The organism is Streptomyces sp. NPDC051576, from assembly GCF_040681835.1.
Classification (GTDB): Bacteria; Actinomycetota; Actinomycetes; order Streptomycetales; family Streptomycetaceae; genus Streptomyces.
The window spans coordinates 464,226-479,462 of the sequence record NZ_JBFAZO010000001.1; the positions used below are offsets into that span (position 1 = coordinate 464,226).

The window sequence follows — 15,237 nt, forward strand, 5'->3', positions numbered from 1 at the left end:
ATGCGAGTCCGTACGACCGCTGCCGTGGCGTCGCTGGTCCTGCTGACCGGCTGCGGCGCCGCCGACATGACCAAGCAGGCCTCGCCCTTCGCCAACGCGCAGGGCGCCAAGACCGTGACCCTTTCCGTGCAGTCCTGGGTGGGCGCACAGGCCAACGTGGCTGTCGCGCAGTACCTGTTGGAGCACAAGCTCGGCTACCGCGTCGACACCGTCCAGGTCGACGAGGTCCCCGCCTGGGACGCGCTCAGCCAGGGCCGGGTCGACGCGATCCTGGAGGACTGGGGCCACCCCGACCAGGAGAAGCGCTACGTCGACGACAAGAAGACGATCACCCGCGCGGGCGGCCTCGGGGTGACCGGGCACATCGGCTGGTACGTCCCGACGTACCTGGTCAAGCAGCACCCCGACATCACCGACTGGAAGAACCTCAACAAGTACTCCTCGCTGTTCCGCACCGCCGAGAGCGGCAGCAAGGGCCAGTTGATGGACGGCTCGCCCTCCTACGTCACCAACGACAAGGCGCTGGTGAGCAACCTGAAGCTGAACTACCAGGTGGTCTTCGCCGGTTCGGAGGCCGCGCAGATCACCCAGATGAAACAGTTCGCCAAGGAGAAGAAGCCCTTCCTCACCTACTGGTACGCACCTCAGTGGCTGTTCAAGAAGGTGCCGATGACCGAGGTCAAGCTCCCTGCCTACAAGGAGGGTTGCGACGCCGACGCGGCCAAGGTCGCCTGCGCCTACCCGCACACCCCGCTGCAGAAGTACCTCAACACGAACTTCGCGAAGAGCGGTGGCAAGGCGGCGGCCTTCCTGAAGAAGTTCAAGTGGACGACCGAGGACCAGAACGAGGTCTCCCTGATGATCGCCGACCAGAAGCTGTCCCCGGCGGACGCGGCGAAGAAGTGGGTGGACGAACACCCCGCCACCTGGAAGGCCTGGGTGTCCTGAACCCACTCGACCCGCTCACCGCCTCAGCTCACCGGCCATCCCCTGGAGTGCGAGCGCCGACCAGCGCTGGATCCCCGCTCCGAACGTGACGCGAGTGGCCCCGAGTTCACCGAGTTCGGTGGGCGAGGGGCCCTTGCCGTCCAGCCGCGCGAACATGTTGACCGGCCCCTGGACACCGGACCGCAGCAACGGCAGTACGTCCGCCGGAGCCCCGATCGGATACACGCAGTCGGCACCCGCCGCGACATACAACGCGGCCCGCTCGATGGCCTGTTCGGGGTCCTTGTCGCCGTACTCGAAGGTGTCGACCCGCGCGTTGACGAACAGCGAGTCCGCCGCCACCGACCGCACCTCGGCGAGCCAGTCCGCGTGCCGCCGCGGCTCCTTGAGGACACCCCCTTCGGAGTCCTCCAGGTTGCACCCCACCGCTCCCGCCGCCAGCAGCCGCTCCACCAGCTCCTTCGGCGCGAGGCCGTATCCGCCCTCGACGTCCGCCGACACCGGCACGTCCACGGCCCGCGCGATCCGTGCGACCGCCGCGAACATCTCGTCCACCGGCGTCGCCCCGTCCGCGTACCCCAGCGAGGCGGCGACCCCCGCACTGGGCGTGGCCAGCGCCGGGAACCCGGCGTCCGCGAACACCCGCGCACTCACCACGTCCCAGGGCCCGGGCAGCACGAGCGGGTCACCGGGGAGGCGACCCTGATGCAGACTCCGGAACAAGTCGACCTTGTTCATGGCCGGTAACCTCCTGGTTCGATACGGCGGCTGACCATCACCCGGTTCCAGTTGTTGATGGCGATGATCAGCCCGATGAGGTGGGCGAGTTGATCGTCGTCGAAGTGCCGGGCGGCGGTGGCGTACACCTCGTCCGGCACGAAGCCGTCCGTGAGCACGGTGACCGCCTCGGTCAGCGCGAGCGCGGCCCGCTCCCGCTCGTCGAAGACGCCCTCGGCCTCCTCCCAGGTGGCCAGCAGGTCCAACTGCCGCTCACTGACCCCGAGTTCGCGGGCGACCTTGAGGTGCATGTCCAGACAGAAGGCGCAGTGGTTGAGCTGCGAGGCCCGGATCACCACGAGTTCCGCGAGCGCGGGATCGCCCAGCCCCTTCTTCGCGACGGCGCTCAGCGCGGACATGGCCCGCCCGACCTCGCGATCCAACAGCCGTGTCCGTGTGGTCACCTGTGCTGCCCCACCTGGTAGTGCCCCGGCACCATCCGGGTGCTCACCGCGAACCGGTTCCACGCGTTGATCACCGTGATCGAGGCGATCAACCGCGTCAGCTCGGCCTCGTCGAACTGCTTGGCCGCCCGCTCGTACACCTCGTCCGGCACGAAGCCGTCGGTGAGGACGGTGATCGCCTCGGTCAGCTCGATCGCCGCCAGCTCCTTCTCGGTGTAGAAGTGCCGCGACTCCTCCCACGCCGAGAGCTGGATGATCCGCTCCAGACTCTCGCCCGCCGCGAGCGCGTCCTTGGTGTGCATGTCGAGGCAGAACGCGCAGTGGTTGAGCTGCGAGGCCCTGATCTTCACCAGCTCCAGCAGCGTCGGGTCGAGGCCCTTACGGGCGGCCGCGTCGAGGCGGACCATCGCCTGGTAGATCTCGGGGGCCTGCTGGGACCAGTCGAGACGGGGGCTGTGTTCGGGGGCGCGGCGGGCGGTTTCCTCAGGTGTCATGCCTCGACCCTAGGGGCCGGGCAGCCCAGGGGCTTGGTCCATTTCGAGGGCACGACCGTGGGCCAATTTTTGGGCTGTTTCCCATTCCTGAATACGTCGGTGTGGTTAGAGTCGGACCATGAGCAACAGTGATTCGATATCCCGTGTGGGTCTGAAGAAAATAACGCCCGATGTCTCCGCCGCGATGGGCTCCCTGCATGCCGCCGCCGTGACCGCGGCCCAGGACGCCAAGGTCGAACCGGAAATTCTGGAGCTGATCAGGATCCGCGCCTCGCAGCTCAACGGCTGCGCCTTCTGCCTAGATATGCACACCAAGGACGCACGCGCCGCGGGCGAGACCGAGCAGCGCATCTACGCCCTGAACGCCTGGCGGGAGACCCCGTTCTTCACCGAACGCGAGCGAGCCGCACTGGCGTTGACCGAGGCCGTGACCCTGGTGCACGACGGACACGTACCCGACGCGGTCTACGCCGAGGCCGCCGAGGTCTTCGCCGACGCGCAGATCGCGGCACTGATCTGGGCGGCGACCGTCATCAACGCGTACAACCGGATCGCCATCGCGACCCGGATGGTTCCGGGCGGTTACCAGCCCGCCAAATAGACGGCGGTATTACGGTAAAGGACGTGCGGAATACGGGCATCGGCAATAGTGGCCGATGCCCGTTCTTTTTACCCGCCCCGCAATCAGCTAAAGGTGATGTGCTGTTTCTCCGGCAGTGGCTTTCCGGTGCTCTCCAGCCATGTCTGCCATTCCGGGGCGCGCTCGGCCGGCCCCGTCCGCAGGAGCCCTCCCATCCACGCCGTCACCGGGCGGATGCCGTGCAGCGCGTTCACCAGCCACACCTCGCGGCCGTCCAGGTCGGCCACGGTCGCCTCGCGGTGGGCGACGCGGATACCGGTGCGCCGGGCCCGCTCCTCGACGAGGGCCGCGGTGACTCCGGGAAGGAGCGGCAGCTGTGGCGAGGGCAGGCGCAGGGTGTCGTGCTCCCACCACAGCACGCTCGCGGTGGCCGCCTCCAGCACGACGCCCGAGGGGGTGACGAGCACCGCCTCCTCGGCACCCTCCTCCGAGGCCCGCGTCCGTACTCCGGCGAGGGCCTCCAGGTCGGGACCCTTGCGGCGGGGGACGATCCGGGGATCGCGCTGGCCCGCCGCCCAGACCCGCACACCGGACCCGAGCTGTGGCGCCGGCCGGAGCAGGAGCCGCAACTCCATGGATTCGGCGGCGAGTTCGACCCGCGGGAACCAGTCGCCGGTGCGCGGCAGCGCGTCGGTCATGTCCCGCCAGAACTCCAGCAGCCGGCGCAGCGGCAGCCCGCCGACCTCGCCGCAGGCGTGCAGGAACCGCTCCTGATGCCGGTCCAGGCCGCGTATCCGGCCGTCCCGCACCAGCCAGGAGTCCGCGACGAGCAGCTGCTCCCCGGACGTGGCGGCAGGGCTCAGCCCCCGGCCCGGCGACCACGCGGACAGCCCTTCCACGATGACCGATCGCATCACAACCACCCTCTCTTTCCTCAGTACTTGCGGCCCGCGACGGCGGGTGCCCCGTGCCGTGGCCCGTAGGGCGCGTGCTCCAGCCACGACCCGCACCACGGCAGCACGGGCGCGAGCGCCGCCGCCGTACGCTGCTTCACCCGCACGATCCGGCGCCGGGGACGCAGATGGTCCAGCGCGGCCCCGGCCGCCGCGCTGTTGAACAGCGCGGCCGCCCGTCGTTCCCCGGCGAAGGGCTCGACCGACCCGGTGGCGATCGCCGTCGCCGCGGCCGCCGCGTCGGCGATCCCGCTGTTCATCCCCCGCGCCCCGAACGGCGGGAAGAGATGCGCGGCCTCACCGACGAGCAGCACCCGGCGGTGCCGGTCGGTGAACGAGGCGGCCACCTTGCGCAGAAAGCGGTACGTCGACACCCACAGGACGCGCTCGGCATACCCCTCGCCCACGACCGCCGGCAGCCATCTCCGTACGGCCTCCTCGGTTCCGAACTCCTCCTGCGCGTCGTCGTCCCGGCACTGGAGATCGACCTGGAACCCCCCGGTGAACGGCACCCGCATCACACTGCGACCGCCGACATCCGGATGCTCGTAGTGGAAGACCCGCTCCAACGGCAGCTCGGCGCCCGGGACATCGGCCACGTCCACCACCACATGGAAGCCCTCACCCCGGCTGCCCTCCATGGCGATGCCCAGCGAACCGCGGACGACGGAACGGGCGCCGTCCGCGGCGACCGCGTACCCGCAGCTCACCTCCCGCCCGTCCGCGCAGCTCAGCGAGACACCCGTCGGCGTCGTCCGGACGTCCGTCACGCGCGCGTCCCATGCGAACTCCACCCCGGCCCGCTCGCACGCGGCCCGCAGGAACCGCTCGGTGTCGATCTGGCGCAGGCTGGTGAAGGGCGGCGGACCGGAGACGGGCGGAAAGGTCCGTGAGTACACCTCGCGGCCCCGGTACAGGGTCCGTCTCGTGTGCCAGGTCCGCCCGTAGGAGGTGATCTCGGCGGCGAGCCCCGGCAGCATCCCGTCGAGCAGGGCGAGGGTCTCGCGGTGCACGAACAGGGCGCGGCTGCCCGGGCGTTCACGGTCCTTCGCGTCCGCCTCCAGCAGCACGACCGGCAGTCCGCGCGCCCGCAGGGCGAGAGCCGCCGAAAGCCCCACCGGCCCCGCGCCGACCACCACGACCGGGTTCACGCGGGTACGCCCGCCGCCAGCATCCGGGTGATCTCCACCCGCTTCACCTTCCAGGTCGCGGTCATCGGCAGCTCCTCGAACCGCCACTGCCGGGGCTCGGCCATCGCCGGCAGATCGGCCGTGGCCCGCCGCCAGCGCTCGGGGTCCAGCGGCTGCTCGCCGCGCACACACACCACGGGCACGGCCTCCCGGTCCGCGCCGGGCACGATGACCACCTCGCGCAGCTCCTCCAGACGGTCCATCAGGACGTCCTCGACCTCCAGATTGCTGTGCACGGAGTCGATCCGGTCGATCTCCCGGTCCATCAGGTACAGCGCGCCCAACCGGCCGCGGTAGCCCAGGTCGCCCATCTCCCACCAGCCGTCGTGGAGCTGACGGTCGTAGCGGTCCTGCATGCCGAGGTAGGTGAGGATCCGGCCCCGGGTGCGGGCCTCGATCCGGCCGGGTGTGCCGGGCGCGGCGGGCCGGCCGTCGGGACCGGTGATCCGGACGCGGGTGAAGCCCGGTATCCCGATGCCGACCCGCCGTCCGTCGGCCCGCGCCGCACTGCGCCGGGTGAACCACTGGAAGGCGACGGGCCCCGTCTCGCTCTGCCCGTAGAGCTGCAACAGCCAGGGTGTACGCCGCGTGGAGGCGTCCAGCAGCCGCCGTACGGTGCGCGGATGGATCGCGTCGAACGTCGAGCCGTACGACCGCACCCGCGACAGCGGCGCACCGGGTGCGTCGGCCAACTCCTCCCACAGTACGAAGGTGTTGGGATGGGTCTCGACGATGCCGGGGCGGTGCCGGACCAGGAGCGGTGCCACCGCGGCCGGGTCCGGGTCGGTGATCAGCACCAGCGGGCTGCCGAAGCGGAGCAGCACGCCCAGCAGGTGGTAGAAGCGCGAGTGCACGAACGACATGTGCAGGGCCGCCGTCTCGCCCCGCGTCGGCCAGCCCATCGCCTGCTGCGGGATCAGCCGGTTCCACATGGAGTTCGGGCAGTGCACGGCGAGCTTGGGGAGGCCGGTGGTGCCCGAACTGTGGGTGATCAGGGCGGGTTCGCGGGGATGCAGACGCACCGCCGCGGGACGCTCGGCACCGGCGTACGTCCCGAGGGACTCGGCCTTCCGGAGGGACTCGGCCCCCGGCGCCGCCTCGTCCACGGACAGGACGCGCCGCACCGGCACCTCCACGCCCTTGAGCGGCCCCTCCAGCTTGGCCCGGTCGGTGACCAGCCACGGCTGCCGCAGCTTTCCCACCAGCTGGGCCACGACCGCCCCGGCCAGCGCGGGCGAGAGCAGCACCGGCACCGCGCCGATACGGGATATCGCGCAGGTCAGCAGCACGATGTCGACGTTGTCCGTCTTGTGGACGACCACCCGCTCCGAGGGCCGTACACCCGCCTCCCACAGCCGCCCGGACAGGTCCTCGACGAGATCCGCGAGGTCCGCGTAGGTGAGGTCGAGCCCGCGGGCGGGGTGGGTGTCCAGCGGGCGGTCCAGGGTGACGGCGACGGGTCCGTGGCGCTCGGCCGCCTGCCGGAAGAGCGGGCCCAGATAGAACCCGCGGTCGGCGAGCGGAGGAAGCTGCTCTCGCATCTGGCCGTTCCTTTCTGTCGTGGTGACCACGTCCGTCGGGGTCACCAGGCGCCCTGGCGGACCAGGTGGCGGCGGAGCTTGCCGGTCGGGGTGCGGGGGAGGGACGGGACGAGGCTCACGCTGCGCGGCACCTTGAAGGCCGCCAGCCGCTCGCGGACCAGCCGCAGCAGCTCCTCCTGGAGGCCGTCCGGGGCCCGGGAGACGGGGACGACGAAGGCACGCAGCCGGCCGGCCCCGGTCCCGTCGGTGACCGCCGCGACCGCGACCTCCTTCACCGCCGGATGCGTGCGCAGCACGGCCTCCACCTCCAGCGGGGAGACGGTGATGCCGCCGACCATCTCCATGTCGTCGGTGCGGCCCAGATGCCGGAAGGCGCCGTCCGGCTCGCGGACGGCCCGGTCGTGCGTCGCCAACCAGCCGCCCACCAGGGTGCGTTCACTCTCCTCGGGCCGGTTCAGATAGCCCGGGGTCAGCGTCGGGCCGCGCACCCACAGCTCGCCCTCGCTGCCGTCCGGCACCGGTCGGCCCGCGCCGTCGCGCAGCTCCACCTCGAAGCCGGGCACGGGCCGCCCGACGGTGCCGGGGTGGTTGTGCCCGAAGCTGTTGGCGCAGAACGCGTGCCCGGCCTCGGTGGAACCGATCTGCTCCAGCACCGGCGCGCCGAGCAACTCGGTGATCTGCCCGCCGAGCCCCTCCGGAAGCCCCTCACCGGCCGACACCGCGGCCCGCACCGACGCGAAACACGTCCCGTGCCCGCTGCCCCGGTCGGCCACCAGCGCGGCGTAGGCGGACGGCACCGAGTACAGCAACGTGACCCGGTGCCGGGCCACCAGCTCGTCGACGGCCGCCGGCGTCGGGCGCCGGTCCACCAGGACGGCCGAGGAGCCGGAGAAGAGCGGGAACACGAAGGCGTTCCCGAAGCCGTACGCGAAGTACAGCTTGGACACCGACAGCGCGACGTCGTCCCCGGTGATCCGCAGCAGCCGCCGCCCGATGAGGTCGTGGTACGCCTTCGGGTCGCCGTGCGTGTGGACGGCGCCCTTGGGACGCCCCGTGGTGCCGGAGGTGTACTGCACGTACAACGGCGCGTGTGCGTCGACCAGCTGGGCGGGGGCTGGTCCGGCGGCGGCGGTGAGCGCGAGCAGTTGATCGGCCCCCAGGCGGGACCGGTCGGGGAAGCGGTCCTCAAGGCCCGGCCCCGTCACACAGAGCACGGCCTCGGTGTCCTGGGCCATGAACTCCTGGTCGGCCGCCGGGAGTTCGGGATTGACCAACACCGCGACGGCGCCGAGCCGGGCGGCCGCGAGGAACGCCGTCACCCAGGCGATCCCGTCGGGCAGCGCCAGCACCACCCGGTCGCCGGGCCGGACCCCGTGCCCCGCCAGCACGGTCGCGGCGCGGGCCGCGAGCGCGTGCACCTCGCCGTGGGTCCAGGTCCGGTGCCCCTGGTGGAAGGCGGCCCGCCCGGCCCACCCGCGCCGCTCGGCCAGCCCGGCGAGCTGGGCGGCGAGGTTGCCGGGGGCCTCGGCGTCGGCCGGTGCGAGCACGCTCTGCGCAGTTGTCATCGCACCGGCTCCTCGGTCGCGTTGCGCTCGCCGCGCCCGCCGTCCCCCTGGAGCGCGGCGCGGGCCGCCGTGTACTGCCCCTGCTCGCGTATCCGGTCCCCGGTGTACTGGTGCAGGGCCCGCATCTGGGCGGCGGTCTTCAGCAGCATCTCGTCGTACTCAGCGACCGGATCGGAGTCGAGCACGATCGCGCCCCCTGCCCCCAACTGCATCAGCCCGTCCGCGAGTACGGCCGTACGGATGACGATGCTGAGATCCGCGCCCCCGCCGCACCCCAGATAGCCGAGGGCGCCGGAGTACACACCGCGCGCCTCGGTCTCCAGCCCGTCGATGATCTCCAGGGTGCGCAGCTTCGGTGCCCCGGTCATCGAGCCGCCGGGGAAACAGGCCTGCACACACGCCACCGCGTCCGTGCCCTCGCGCAGCCGGCCCTCCACGGTGGACACCAGTTGATGCACGGTCGCGTACGTCTCGGTGGCCATGAGCCGGGTCACGCGGACCGAACCGGTCCGGCAGACCTGGCCCAGGTCGTTGCGGAGCAGGTCGACGATCATCAGGTTCTCGGCCCGCGTCTTGGCGTCCTCGGCGAGCGCGTCCCGCAGCCGGGCGTCCTCCTCCGGCCCCTCGCCGCGTGGCGCGGTGCCCTTGATGGGGCGCGCCTCGGCGATCCCGTCACGGGTGATCCGCAGAAACCGCTCCGGCGACGAACCGGCCACATCGACGTCGCCCAACTTCAGGAAGGCCGCATACGGGGCCGGGTTGACCCGGCGCAGCACCTGGTAGAAGGCGAGGGGGTCCGGCGGGGCGGGTAACCGGGCCGAGTTCGTCAGACAGATCTCATAGCTGGTGCCGGCCCGCAACTCCCGCCGGCAGGACTCGATGTCCGCGAGATACGTCTCCCGCTCCCGCACCAGCCACGGCTCGGCGGCCCCGAGGTCGGGCTCGACCAAGGTGGGCAGCGGTGGACACTCGAACTCGGTGGCGACGAAACTCAGTTGAGCCAGCGCGCTCTCCAGCCAGTCGTTGGCCGCTCGCTCGGCCCGCGGGGTGTCCTCGGCGAGACAGACCGCATAGGTGAACCCCTTGAGATGGTCCACCGCGATCAACCGGTCCGCGAACAGCCAGCAGGCGTCCGGGATCTCGGAGGAGTGCCGGTTCGGTGAGCCGCAGTCGGCCTTCGTCTCGTAGCCGAAGTAGCCGACGTATCCACCGGTGAAGTCGAAGGGCAGCCCGCCCGCCTCGACATGACGGGTCGCCAACTGCCTTCTCAGGTAGTCGAAGACGCTCGCCGTGACCTTGCGGGTCGGCCGCCCCGACCGCTCGATCTCACAGATCCCGGCCTCGACGTCGTAGCGCACGAACTCCGCGAGCGGACCGCTGTCGTCGCCGAAGAACGAGAACCGCGCGAGCCCCTCCTCGACCAGGGAGCTGTCCAGCCAGAATGCCCGCCGCGAGGCCGCGTACATCCGGGTGAAGGCGGCCTCCGTGTCGACCGCGCCCGCGATGCGCCGGGTGTGCAGCCGGTAGGCGGGGCTGACCGCTCGCCGGGGACGCGGTATCGCGGCGGCGGCCGGGGTGACGGCGGTGTTCTTCGTACGGGGTCTGCCGGCCCGTTCCGCCGTGAGATTGCGGAAGTTGACGAGCATGCGGTGGCCGTACTCCGTCAGCACCGACTCCGGGTGGAACTGCACGCCCCACCGCGGCCGGCCGCGGTGCCGCAACCCCATCAGGACACCGTCCTCGGCCCAGGCCGTGGCCTCCAGGGTGTCGGGCAGCGGCTCGGGCACGGCCAGCGAGTGGTAGCGGACCGCGGTGAAGTCCTGCGGCAGCCCGCGGAACAGGTCACGCCCGTCGTGCCGGACCGTGGAGAGATGTCCGTGCCGGGGCTGAGGCGCGGCCGTCACCGCGGCGCCCTCGCCGAGCGCGATGCCCTGGTGGCCCAGGCAGACGCCGAGCACGGGGAGCGGGGACTCGGCGAGCACAGCGGCGGCGATACCGAAGTCGCGCGGCCTGCCCGGGTGTCCGGGGCCCGGCGACACCACGACATTGTCGAATTCCGCGAGATCCGGCATCCCGTCCGGGGCGTCATTGCGGATCACAACCGGTTCCTCGCCGTTGACCTCGGCGATCAACTGGAACAAGTTGTAGGTGTACGAGTCGTAATTGTCGATGAGCAGGGTCTTCACCCGCCCACCTCCCTTGCTTCGCTCCGGACCTATGCGGTCCGCCTTTTATGTCGTCCGCGAAATGCCTGGAGCGGCGGATACAGCCATTTCTTGAGGAAACGCTGGAGCCGCGGCATGAGAATCCAGGTGACGAGAGCCGTCACACACAGGCATAACAGCAGCGTGCGGACGAGCGGATTTATACCGCCGAGATAAGGAAGAACGATCAGATTGAACAGGAGCACCGGCGGAAACACCGCGCTCATGTTCACGAACCAAAGCTTCCATTTCGCCGGCGGAACAGGTGCCTTCGGTGCGGCGGTCTGTGAGTCGAACCACTCCTTGGAGCCCCGCACGCTCCTGCGGTCGGTCTGCCGGGCGAAGTCCGCGGCCCGGACCTCCCACTGTGCCCGGTCGGTGGAATCCTCCCAGGCCCGGGCTGTTCCCTCGCTGGCGAAGCGATAGACGACATGCCACTCCGCGTCTTGGTCGACAAGAACGCCACCCCCCATGAAACCGGGCTGCTGAGCACTCGCGTTCAGCATCGCCCACCCCCACGAGTGGAAGTCGCCTTCGCGGCCCACCGTCACGTGATAGGCCGTGGTGACGGTGACGGGATTACTGGTCACATGAACAGGTACGCAAAGCCTTCACATCACGTTCAAATCTTCAACGAAGTTTTTTGATTGCCCGTATCGTTACCCTTTATCCTGGATTCAGGGAAATGCTTGTGGTCCGGTATTTCATCGGCGGCGGCGAGAACAGGACGCCATTCATTCGATCACCACGTCTACGCCGTCTCCTCCGCCGGCGCCTCCCCGAACCGCGCCAACGCCAGCGCCCCCGCCACCGCCACCAGGAACCCCAGGATCGCGAGCCACTCCAGCCCCTCTCGCGTACGGTCCCCGAGCCACACCACGCCCACCGCGGCCGGGCCGATCGTCTCCCCGATCACCAGCCCGGCGGTGGCTGTCGTGACCGAACCCCGTTGCAGGGCCGTGGTCAGCAGCAGGAACCCGGCGCCCCCGCCGACGAGCAGTGCGTATGTCGCCGGATTGGTGAGCAGCGTGGAGGGTTCGAGCGAGTCGATCAGCCGGACCGCCACCTCGACGACCCCGAACCCGAACCCGGCCCCCAGCCCCAGCGTCAACGCCCGCCCCCGCTCCGGCAGTCGCCCGCCGACCAGCCCCAGCAGCAGCACCGCGACGGCCGTCCCCAGCATCGCCCACTTCAACGCCGTCGACCCGGCCCGGTCGCCCTCCGCTCCGGACGCCAGCCCCAACATCGCCAGCCCCGCGCACACCACGCCGACGGCCGCCCACTCCACCCCGCTGAGCCGAACTCCCAGCAGTCGCGCGGCCACCACCGCCGTCACCGCGAGGCTCGACGCCAGGGCCGCCCCGACCGCGTAGATGGGAAGCGACCGCAGCGCCGCGATCTGGAACACGAATCCCAGCCCGTCCAGCCCCAGCCCCGCCAGATACCGCCACTGCCGCAGCGCCCGCAGCAACAGCGCCGCGTCCCCGCCTCCACCCGTCGTCGCCGCCCGCGTGGCGACCGCCTGCAACACCGTCGCCGTACCGAAGCAGATCGCCGCGCCGAGCGCGCACACCATTCCAAAGAGCACAAAGTGACTCTAGGGGAGGGGAGATCGCCGCGGTCTGTCGCGGGTCAAGAGACCTGACGGGTGAAGAGACCTGACGGGGCAAGAGACTTAACGAGGCAAGAGACCTAGACGCCCAAAACCGCCCGCAGTTGGGCCAATCCCCAGTCCAGGTCCTCCTCGCTGATCATCAGCGGCGGTGCGATCCGGATCGTCGACCCATGGGTGTCCTTCACCAGGACGCCCCGGTCCATCAGCCGCTCCGAGATCTCCCGGCCCGTCCCGACCGCAGGGGCGATGTCGAGCCCCGCCCACAGACCCCGCCCGCGCACCGCCGTGACCCGGCCCGTCCCGGTCAACTGCCGCAGTTCCCGGTGCAGATGCTCGCCGAGCTCCGCGGCCCGCGCCTGGTACTCGCCCGACCGCAGCATCGCGATCACCTCCAGCGCCACCGCACACGCCAGCGGATTCCCGCCGAACGTCGACCCGTGCTCCCCGGGCCGGAACACCCCCAGCACGTCCGCACTCGACACCACCGCCGACACCGGCACCACCCCGCCGCCCAGCGCCTTCCCCAGCACATACATGTCGGGCACCACCCCCTCGTGCTCGCACGCGAACGTCCGCCCCGTCCGGCCGAGCCCCGACTGGATCTCATCGGCGATGAAGAGCACGTTCCGCTCCCGGGTCAACTCCCGCACCCCCGCCAGATAACCGGCGGGCGGCACCAGCACCCCCGCCTCCCCCTGGATCGGCTCCAGCAGCACCGCCACCGTGTTCTCGCTGATCGCCGCCCGCATCGCGGTCGGATCCCCGTACGGCACGATCTCGAAGCCCGGCGTGTACGGCCCGAAGTCAGCCCGCGCCTCCAGGTCGGTCGAGAAACTGATGAGCGTCGTCGTACGGCCGTGGAAGTTGTTGCCCGCCACCACGATCTTCGCCCGCTCGGCGGGCACCCCCTTGACCTGGTACCCCCACTTCCGGGCCGTCTTCACCGCGGTCTCGACCGCCTCCGCGCCCGTGTTCATCGGCAGCACCAGCTCCATGCCGCACAGCTCGGCCAACTGCTCGCAGAACGCGGCGAACCGGTCGTGATGGAACGCCCGGGATGTCAGCGTCACCCGGTCCAACTGCGCCTTCGCCGCCTCGATCAACCGCCGGTTGCCGTGCCCGAAGTTCAGCGCCGAATACCCGGCCAGCAGATCGAGATAGCGCCGCCCCTCCACGTCCGTCATCCACGCGCCGTCGGCGGTGGCGACGACCAACGGCAGCGGGTGGTAGTTGTGCGCGCTGTGCGCGTCGGCGGCGGCGATGAGTGCTTCCGTACTGGTCACGGCGTCTCCCGGGGTGAGGGTGCCCCCTTTCCTATCCTCGCCCGCATGGTGGACGTGGGAGCCGCACCGTCCGGCACGCCCGGTAGGCTGACCGGCGGGCCGTGACTGGCGCGCTGGGATGGGACCGACCATCGGGGAGCGGCCCGAGCTGGAATGTGTGCCGTGCGCCTGGGCCGTACCGTGAACGCCGAACGCCACGTCCGGAGGTCCCCATGCCCGACAATTCCGCGCCCCTCTCCAACGAGTCCACCGCCTTCCGCGCCGCCCTCGATGTGATCCGTGCCGTCGAACCGCGGGTCGCCGACGCCATCGGCCAGGAAGTCGCCGACCAGCGCGAGATGCTCAAGCTGATCGCCTCCGAGAACTACGCCTCCCCGGCCACCCTCCTGGCCATGGGTAACTGGTTCAGCGACAAGTACGCCGAAGGCACCATCGGCCGGCGCTTCTACGCCGGCTGCCGCAACGTCGACACCGTCGAGTCCCTCGCCGCCGAGCACGCGCGCGAACTCTTCGGCGCCCGCCACGCCTACGTCCAGCCGCACTCCGGCATCGACGCCAACCTCGTCGCCTTCTGGTCCGTCCTCGCCGACCGGGTGGAGGTACCCGCCCTCGCGAAGGCCGGAGTCCGCCAGGTCAACGACCTCTCCGACGCCGACTGGGCCGAACTCCGCCAGGCCTTCGGCAACCAGCGCATGCTCGGCATGTCCCTGGACGCCGGCGGCCACCTCACCCACGGCTTCCGCCCCAACATCTCCGGCAAGATGTTCGACCAGCGCTCCTACGGCACCGACCCGGCCACGGGCCTGATCGACTACGAGGCGCTGCGGGTCTCGGCCCGTGAGTTCAAGCCGCTGATCATCGTCGCCGGCTACTCCGCCTACCCCCGTCTGGTGAACTTCCGCATCATGCGCGAGATCGCCGACGAGGTCGGGGCGACCCTGATGGTGGACATGGCGCACTTCGCCGGCCTGGTCGCGGGCAAGGTCCTGACCGGCGACTTCGACCCGGTCCCGCACGCCCAGATCGTCACCACCACCACCCACAAGTCGCTGCGCGGCCCGCGCGGCGGCATGGTCCTGTGCGACGACTCCCTCAAGGACCAGGTCGACCGCGGCTGCCCGATGGTCCTCGGTGGCCCGCTCCCGCACGTCATGGCCGCCAAGGCCGTCGCCCTCGCCGAGGCCCGGCAGCCCTCCTTCCAGGACTACGCCCAGCGCATCGTCGACAACTCCCGGGCGCTGGCGGACGGCCTGATGCGTCGGGGCGCCACCCTTGTCACCGGCGGCACCGACAACCACCTCAACCTGATCGACGTCGCCTCCTCCTACGGCCTCACCGGCCGCCAGGCCGAGGCCGCCCTGCTCGACTCGGGCATCGTCACCAACCGCAACGCCATCCCCGCCGACCCCAACGGCGCCTGGTACACCTCCGGCATCCGCATCGGCACGCCCGCCCTGACCACCCGTGGCCTGGGCACCGCCGAGATGGACGAGGTCGCCGGTCTCATCGACCGCGTCCTCACCACCACGGAGCCCGGTACGACCAGCAAGGGCGCTCCGTCCAAGGCGCAGCACATCCTCGACCCGAAGATCGCGGACGAGATCTCCCGCCGCGCCACCGACCTCGTCGCCGGCTTCCCGCTGTACCCCGAGATCGACCTCGGTTGACGAACACGCCGACGCA

At 70.7% G+C, this 15,237-nt stretch carries 14 protein-coding genes and 1 riboswitch; of the genes, 3 read left to right on the top strand and 11 right to left on the bottom strand.

The window, feature by feature from the left end; translation table 11 throughout:
* Positions 1-948: an ABC transporter substrate-binding protein gene (locus AB0M63_RS02265; protein WP_355902977.1), complete on the top strand. Its 948-nt coding sequence runs from the start codon at positions 1-3 to the stop codon at positions 946-948.
* A gap of 15 nt (positions 949-963) precedes the next feature.
* On the opposite strand, the gene AB0M63_RS02270 is transcribed toward AB0M63_RS02265, so the two are convergent.
* The 3 genes from AB0M63_RS02270 to AB0M63_RS02280 are packed head-to-tail and all read right to left on the bottom strand — an operon-like array spanning position 964 to position 2,623.
* On the bottom strand, positions 964-1,686 hold the full coding sequence (locus AB0M63_RS02270) for an isocitrate lyase/phosphoenolpyruvate mutase family protein (protein WP_366018072.1): 723 nt from the start codon (positions 1,684-1,686) through the stop codon (positions 964-966).
* The gene (locus AB0M63_RS02275; RefSeq protein ID WP_355902981.1) at positions 1,683-2,129 is read right to left on the bottom strand and encodes a carboxymuconolactone decarboxylase family protein; all 447 of its coding nucleotides are present in this window, start codon (positions 2,127-2,129) and stop codon (positions 1,683-1,685) included. Before AB0M63_RS02275 ends, AB0M63_RS02270 begins: the two co-directional genes overlap by 4 nt.
* Positions 2,126-2,623 carry a carboxymuconolactone decarboxylase family protein gene (locus AB0M63_RS02280; RefSeq protein ID WP_366018073.1) on the bottom strand — a complete coding sequence of 166 codons (498 nt, stop codon included), beginning with the start codon at positions 2,621-2,623 and terminating at the stop codon, positions 2,126-2,128. The genes AB0M63_RS02275 and AB0M63_RS02280 overlap by 4 nt, the downstream gene beginning before the upstream one ends.
* 118 nt (positions 2,624-2,741) lie before the next feature.
* On the opposite strand from AB0M63_RS02280, the gene AB0M63_RS02285 reads away from it, so the two are divergent.
* Positions 2,742-3,224 (top strand): carboxymuconolactone decarboxylase family protein, encoded by a 483-nt coding sequence (locus AB0M63_RS02285; RefSeq protein ID WP_366018074.1) that lies wholly within the window; start codon positions 2,742-2,744, stop codon positions 3,222-3,224.
* A gap of 83 nt (positions 3,225-3,307) precedes the next feature.
* On the opposite strand, the gene AB0M63_RS02290 is transcribed toward AB0M63_RS02285, so the two are convergent.
* The 8 genes from AB0M63_RS02290 to rocD form a co-directional block, all read right to left on the bottom strand.
* Entirely contained in the window at positions 3,308-4,120 is an 813-nt protein-coding gene (locus AB0M63_RS02290; RefSeq protein WP_366018516.1) for an aminotransferase class IV, read from the bottom strand.
* Between the two features lie 17 nt (positions 4,121-4,137).
* The gene (locus AB0M63_RS02295; RefSeq protein WP_366018075.1) at positions 4,138-5,307 is read right to left on the bottom strand and encodes an FAD-dependent oxidoreductase; all 1,170 of its coding nucleotides are present in this window, start codon (positions 5,305-5,307) and stop codon (positions 4,138-4,140) included.
* Entirely contained in the window at positions 5,304-6,887 is a 1,584-nt protein-coding gene (locus AB0M63_RS02300) for an AMP-binding protein (protein ID WP_366018076.1), read from the bottom strand. Before AB0M63_RS02300 ends, AB0M63_RS02295 begins: the two co-directional genes overlap by 4 nt.
* 41 nt (positions 6,888-6,928) lie before the next feature.
* Positions 6,929-8,452, bottom strand: coding sequence for a benzoate-CoA ligase family protein (locus AB0M63_RS02305; protein ID WP_366018077.1), 1,524 nt, complete (start codon positions 8,450-8,452; stop codon positions 6,929-6,931).
* Positions 8,449-10,638 (bottom strand): aminodeoxychorismate synthase component I, encoded by a 2,190-nt coding sequence (gene pabB, locus AB0M63_RS02310; RefSeq protein ID WP_366018079.1) that lies wholly within the window; start codon positions 10,636-10,638, stop codon positions 8,449-8,451. The genes AB0M63_RS02305 and pabB overlap by 4 nt, the downstream gene beginning before the upstream one ends.
* Positions 10,639-10,667: 29 nt before the next feature.
* Positions 10,668-11,246, bottom strand: coding sequence for a hypothetical protein (locus AB0M63_RS02315; RefSeq protein WP_355902995.1), 579 nt, complete (start codon positions 11,244-11,246; stop codon positions 10,668-10,670).
* 161 nt (positions 11,247-11,407) lie between these two features.
* On the bottom strand, positions 11,408-12,232 hold the full coding sequence (locus AB0M63_RS02320) for a hypothetical protein (protein ID WP_355903650.1): 825 nt from the start codon (positions 12,230-12,232) through the stop codon (positions 11,408-11,410).
* Positions 12,233-12,348: 116 nt separating this feature from the next.
* The gene (gene rocD / locus AB0M63_RS02325; protein ID WP_366018080.1) at positions 12,349-13,554 is read right to left on the bottom strand and encodes an ornithine--oxo-acid transaminase; all 1,206 of its coding nucleotides are present in this window, start codon (positions 13,552-13,554) and stop codon (positions 12,349-12,351) included.
* Between the two features lie 91 nt (positions 13,555-13,645).
* A riboswitch (ZMP/ZTP riboswitch) is annotated at positions 13,646-13,735 on the top strand.
* Between the two features lie 31 nt (positions 13,736-13,766).
* Between rocD and AB0M63_RS02330 the strand changes: the two genes are divergently transcribed.
* Complete coding sequence (locus AB0M63_RS02330; RefSeq protein WP_355902999.1) at positions 13,767-15,221, top strand: glycine hydroxymethyltransferase; 1,455 nt, start codon at positions 13,767-13,769, stop codon at positions 15,219-15,221.
* The last annotated feature ends 16 nt before the right edge of the window (positions 15,222-15,237 follow it).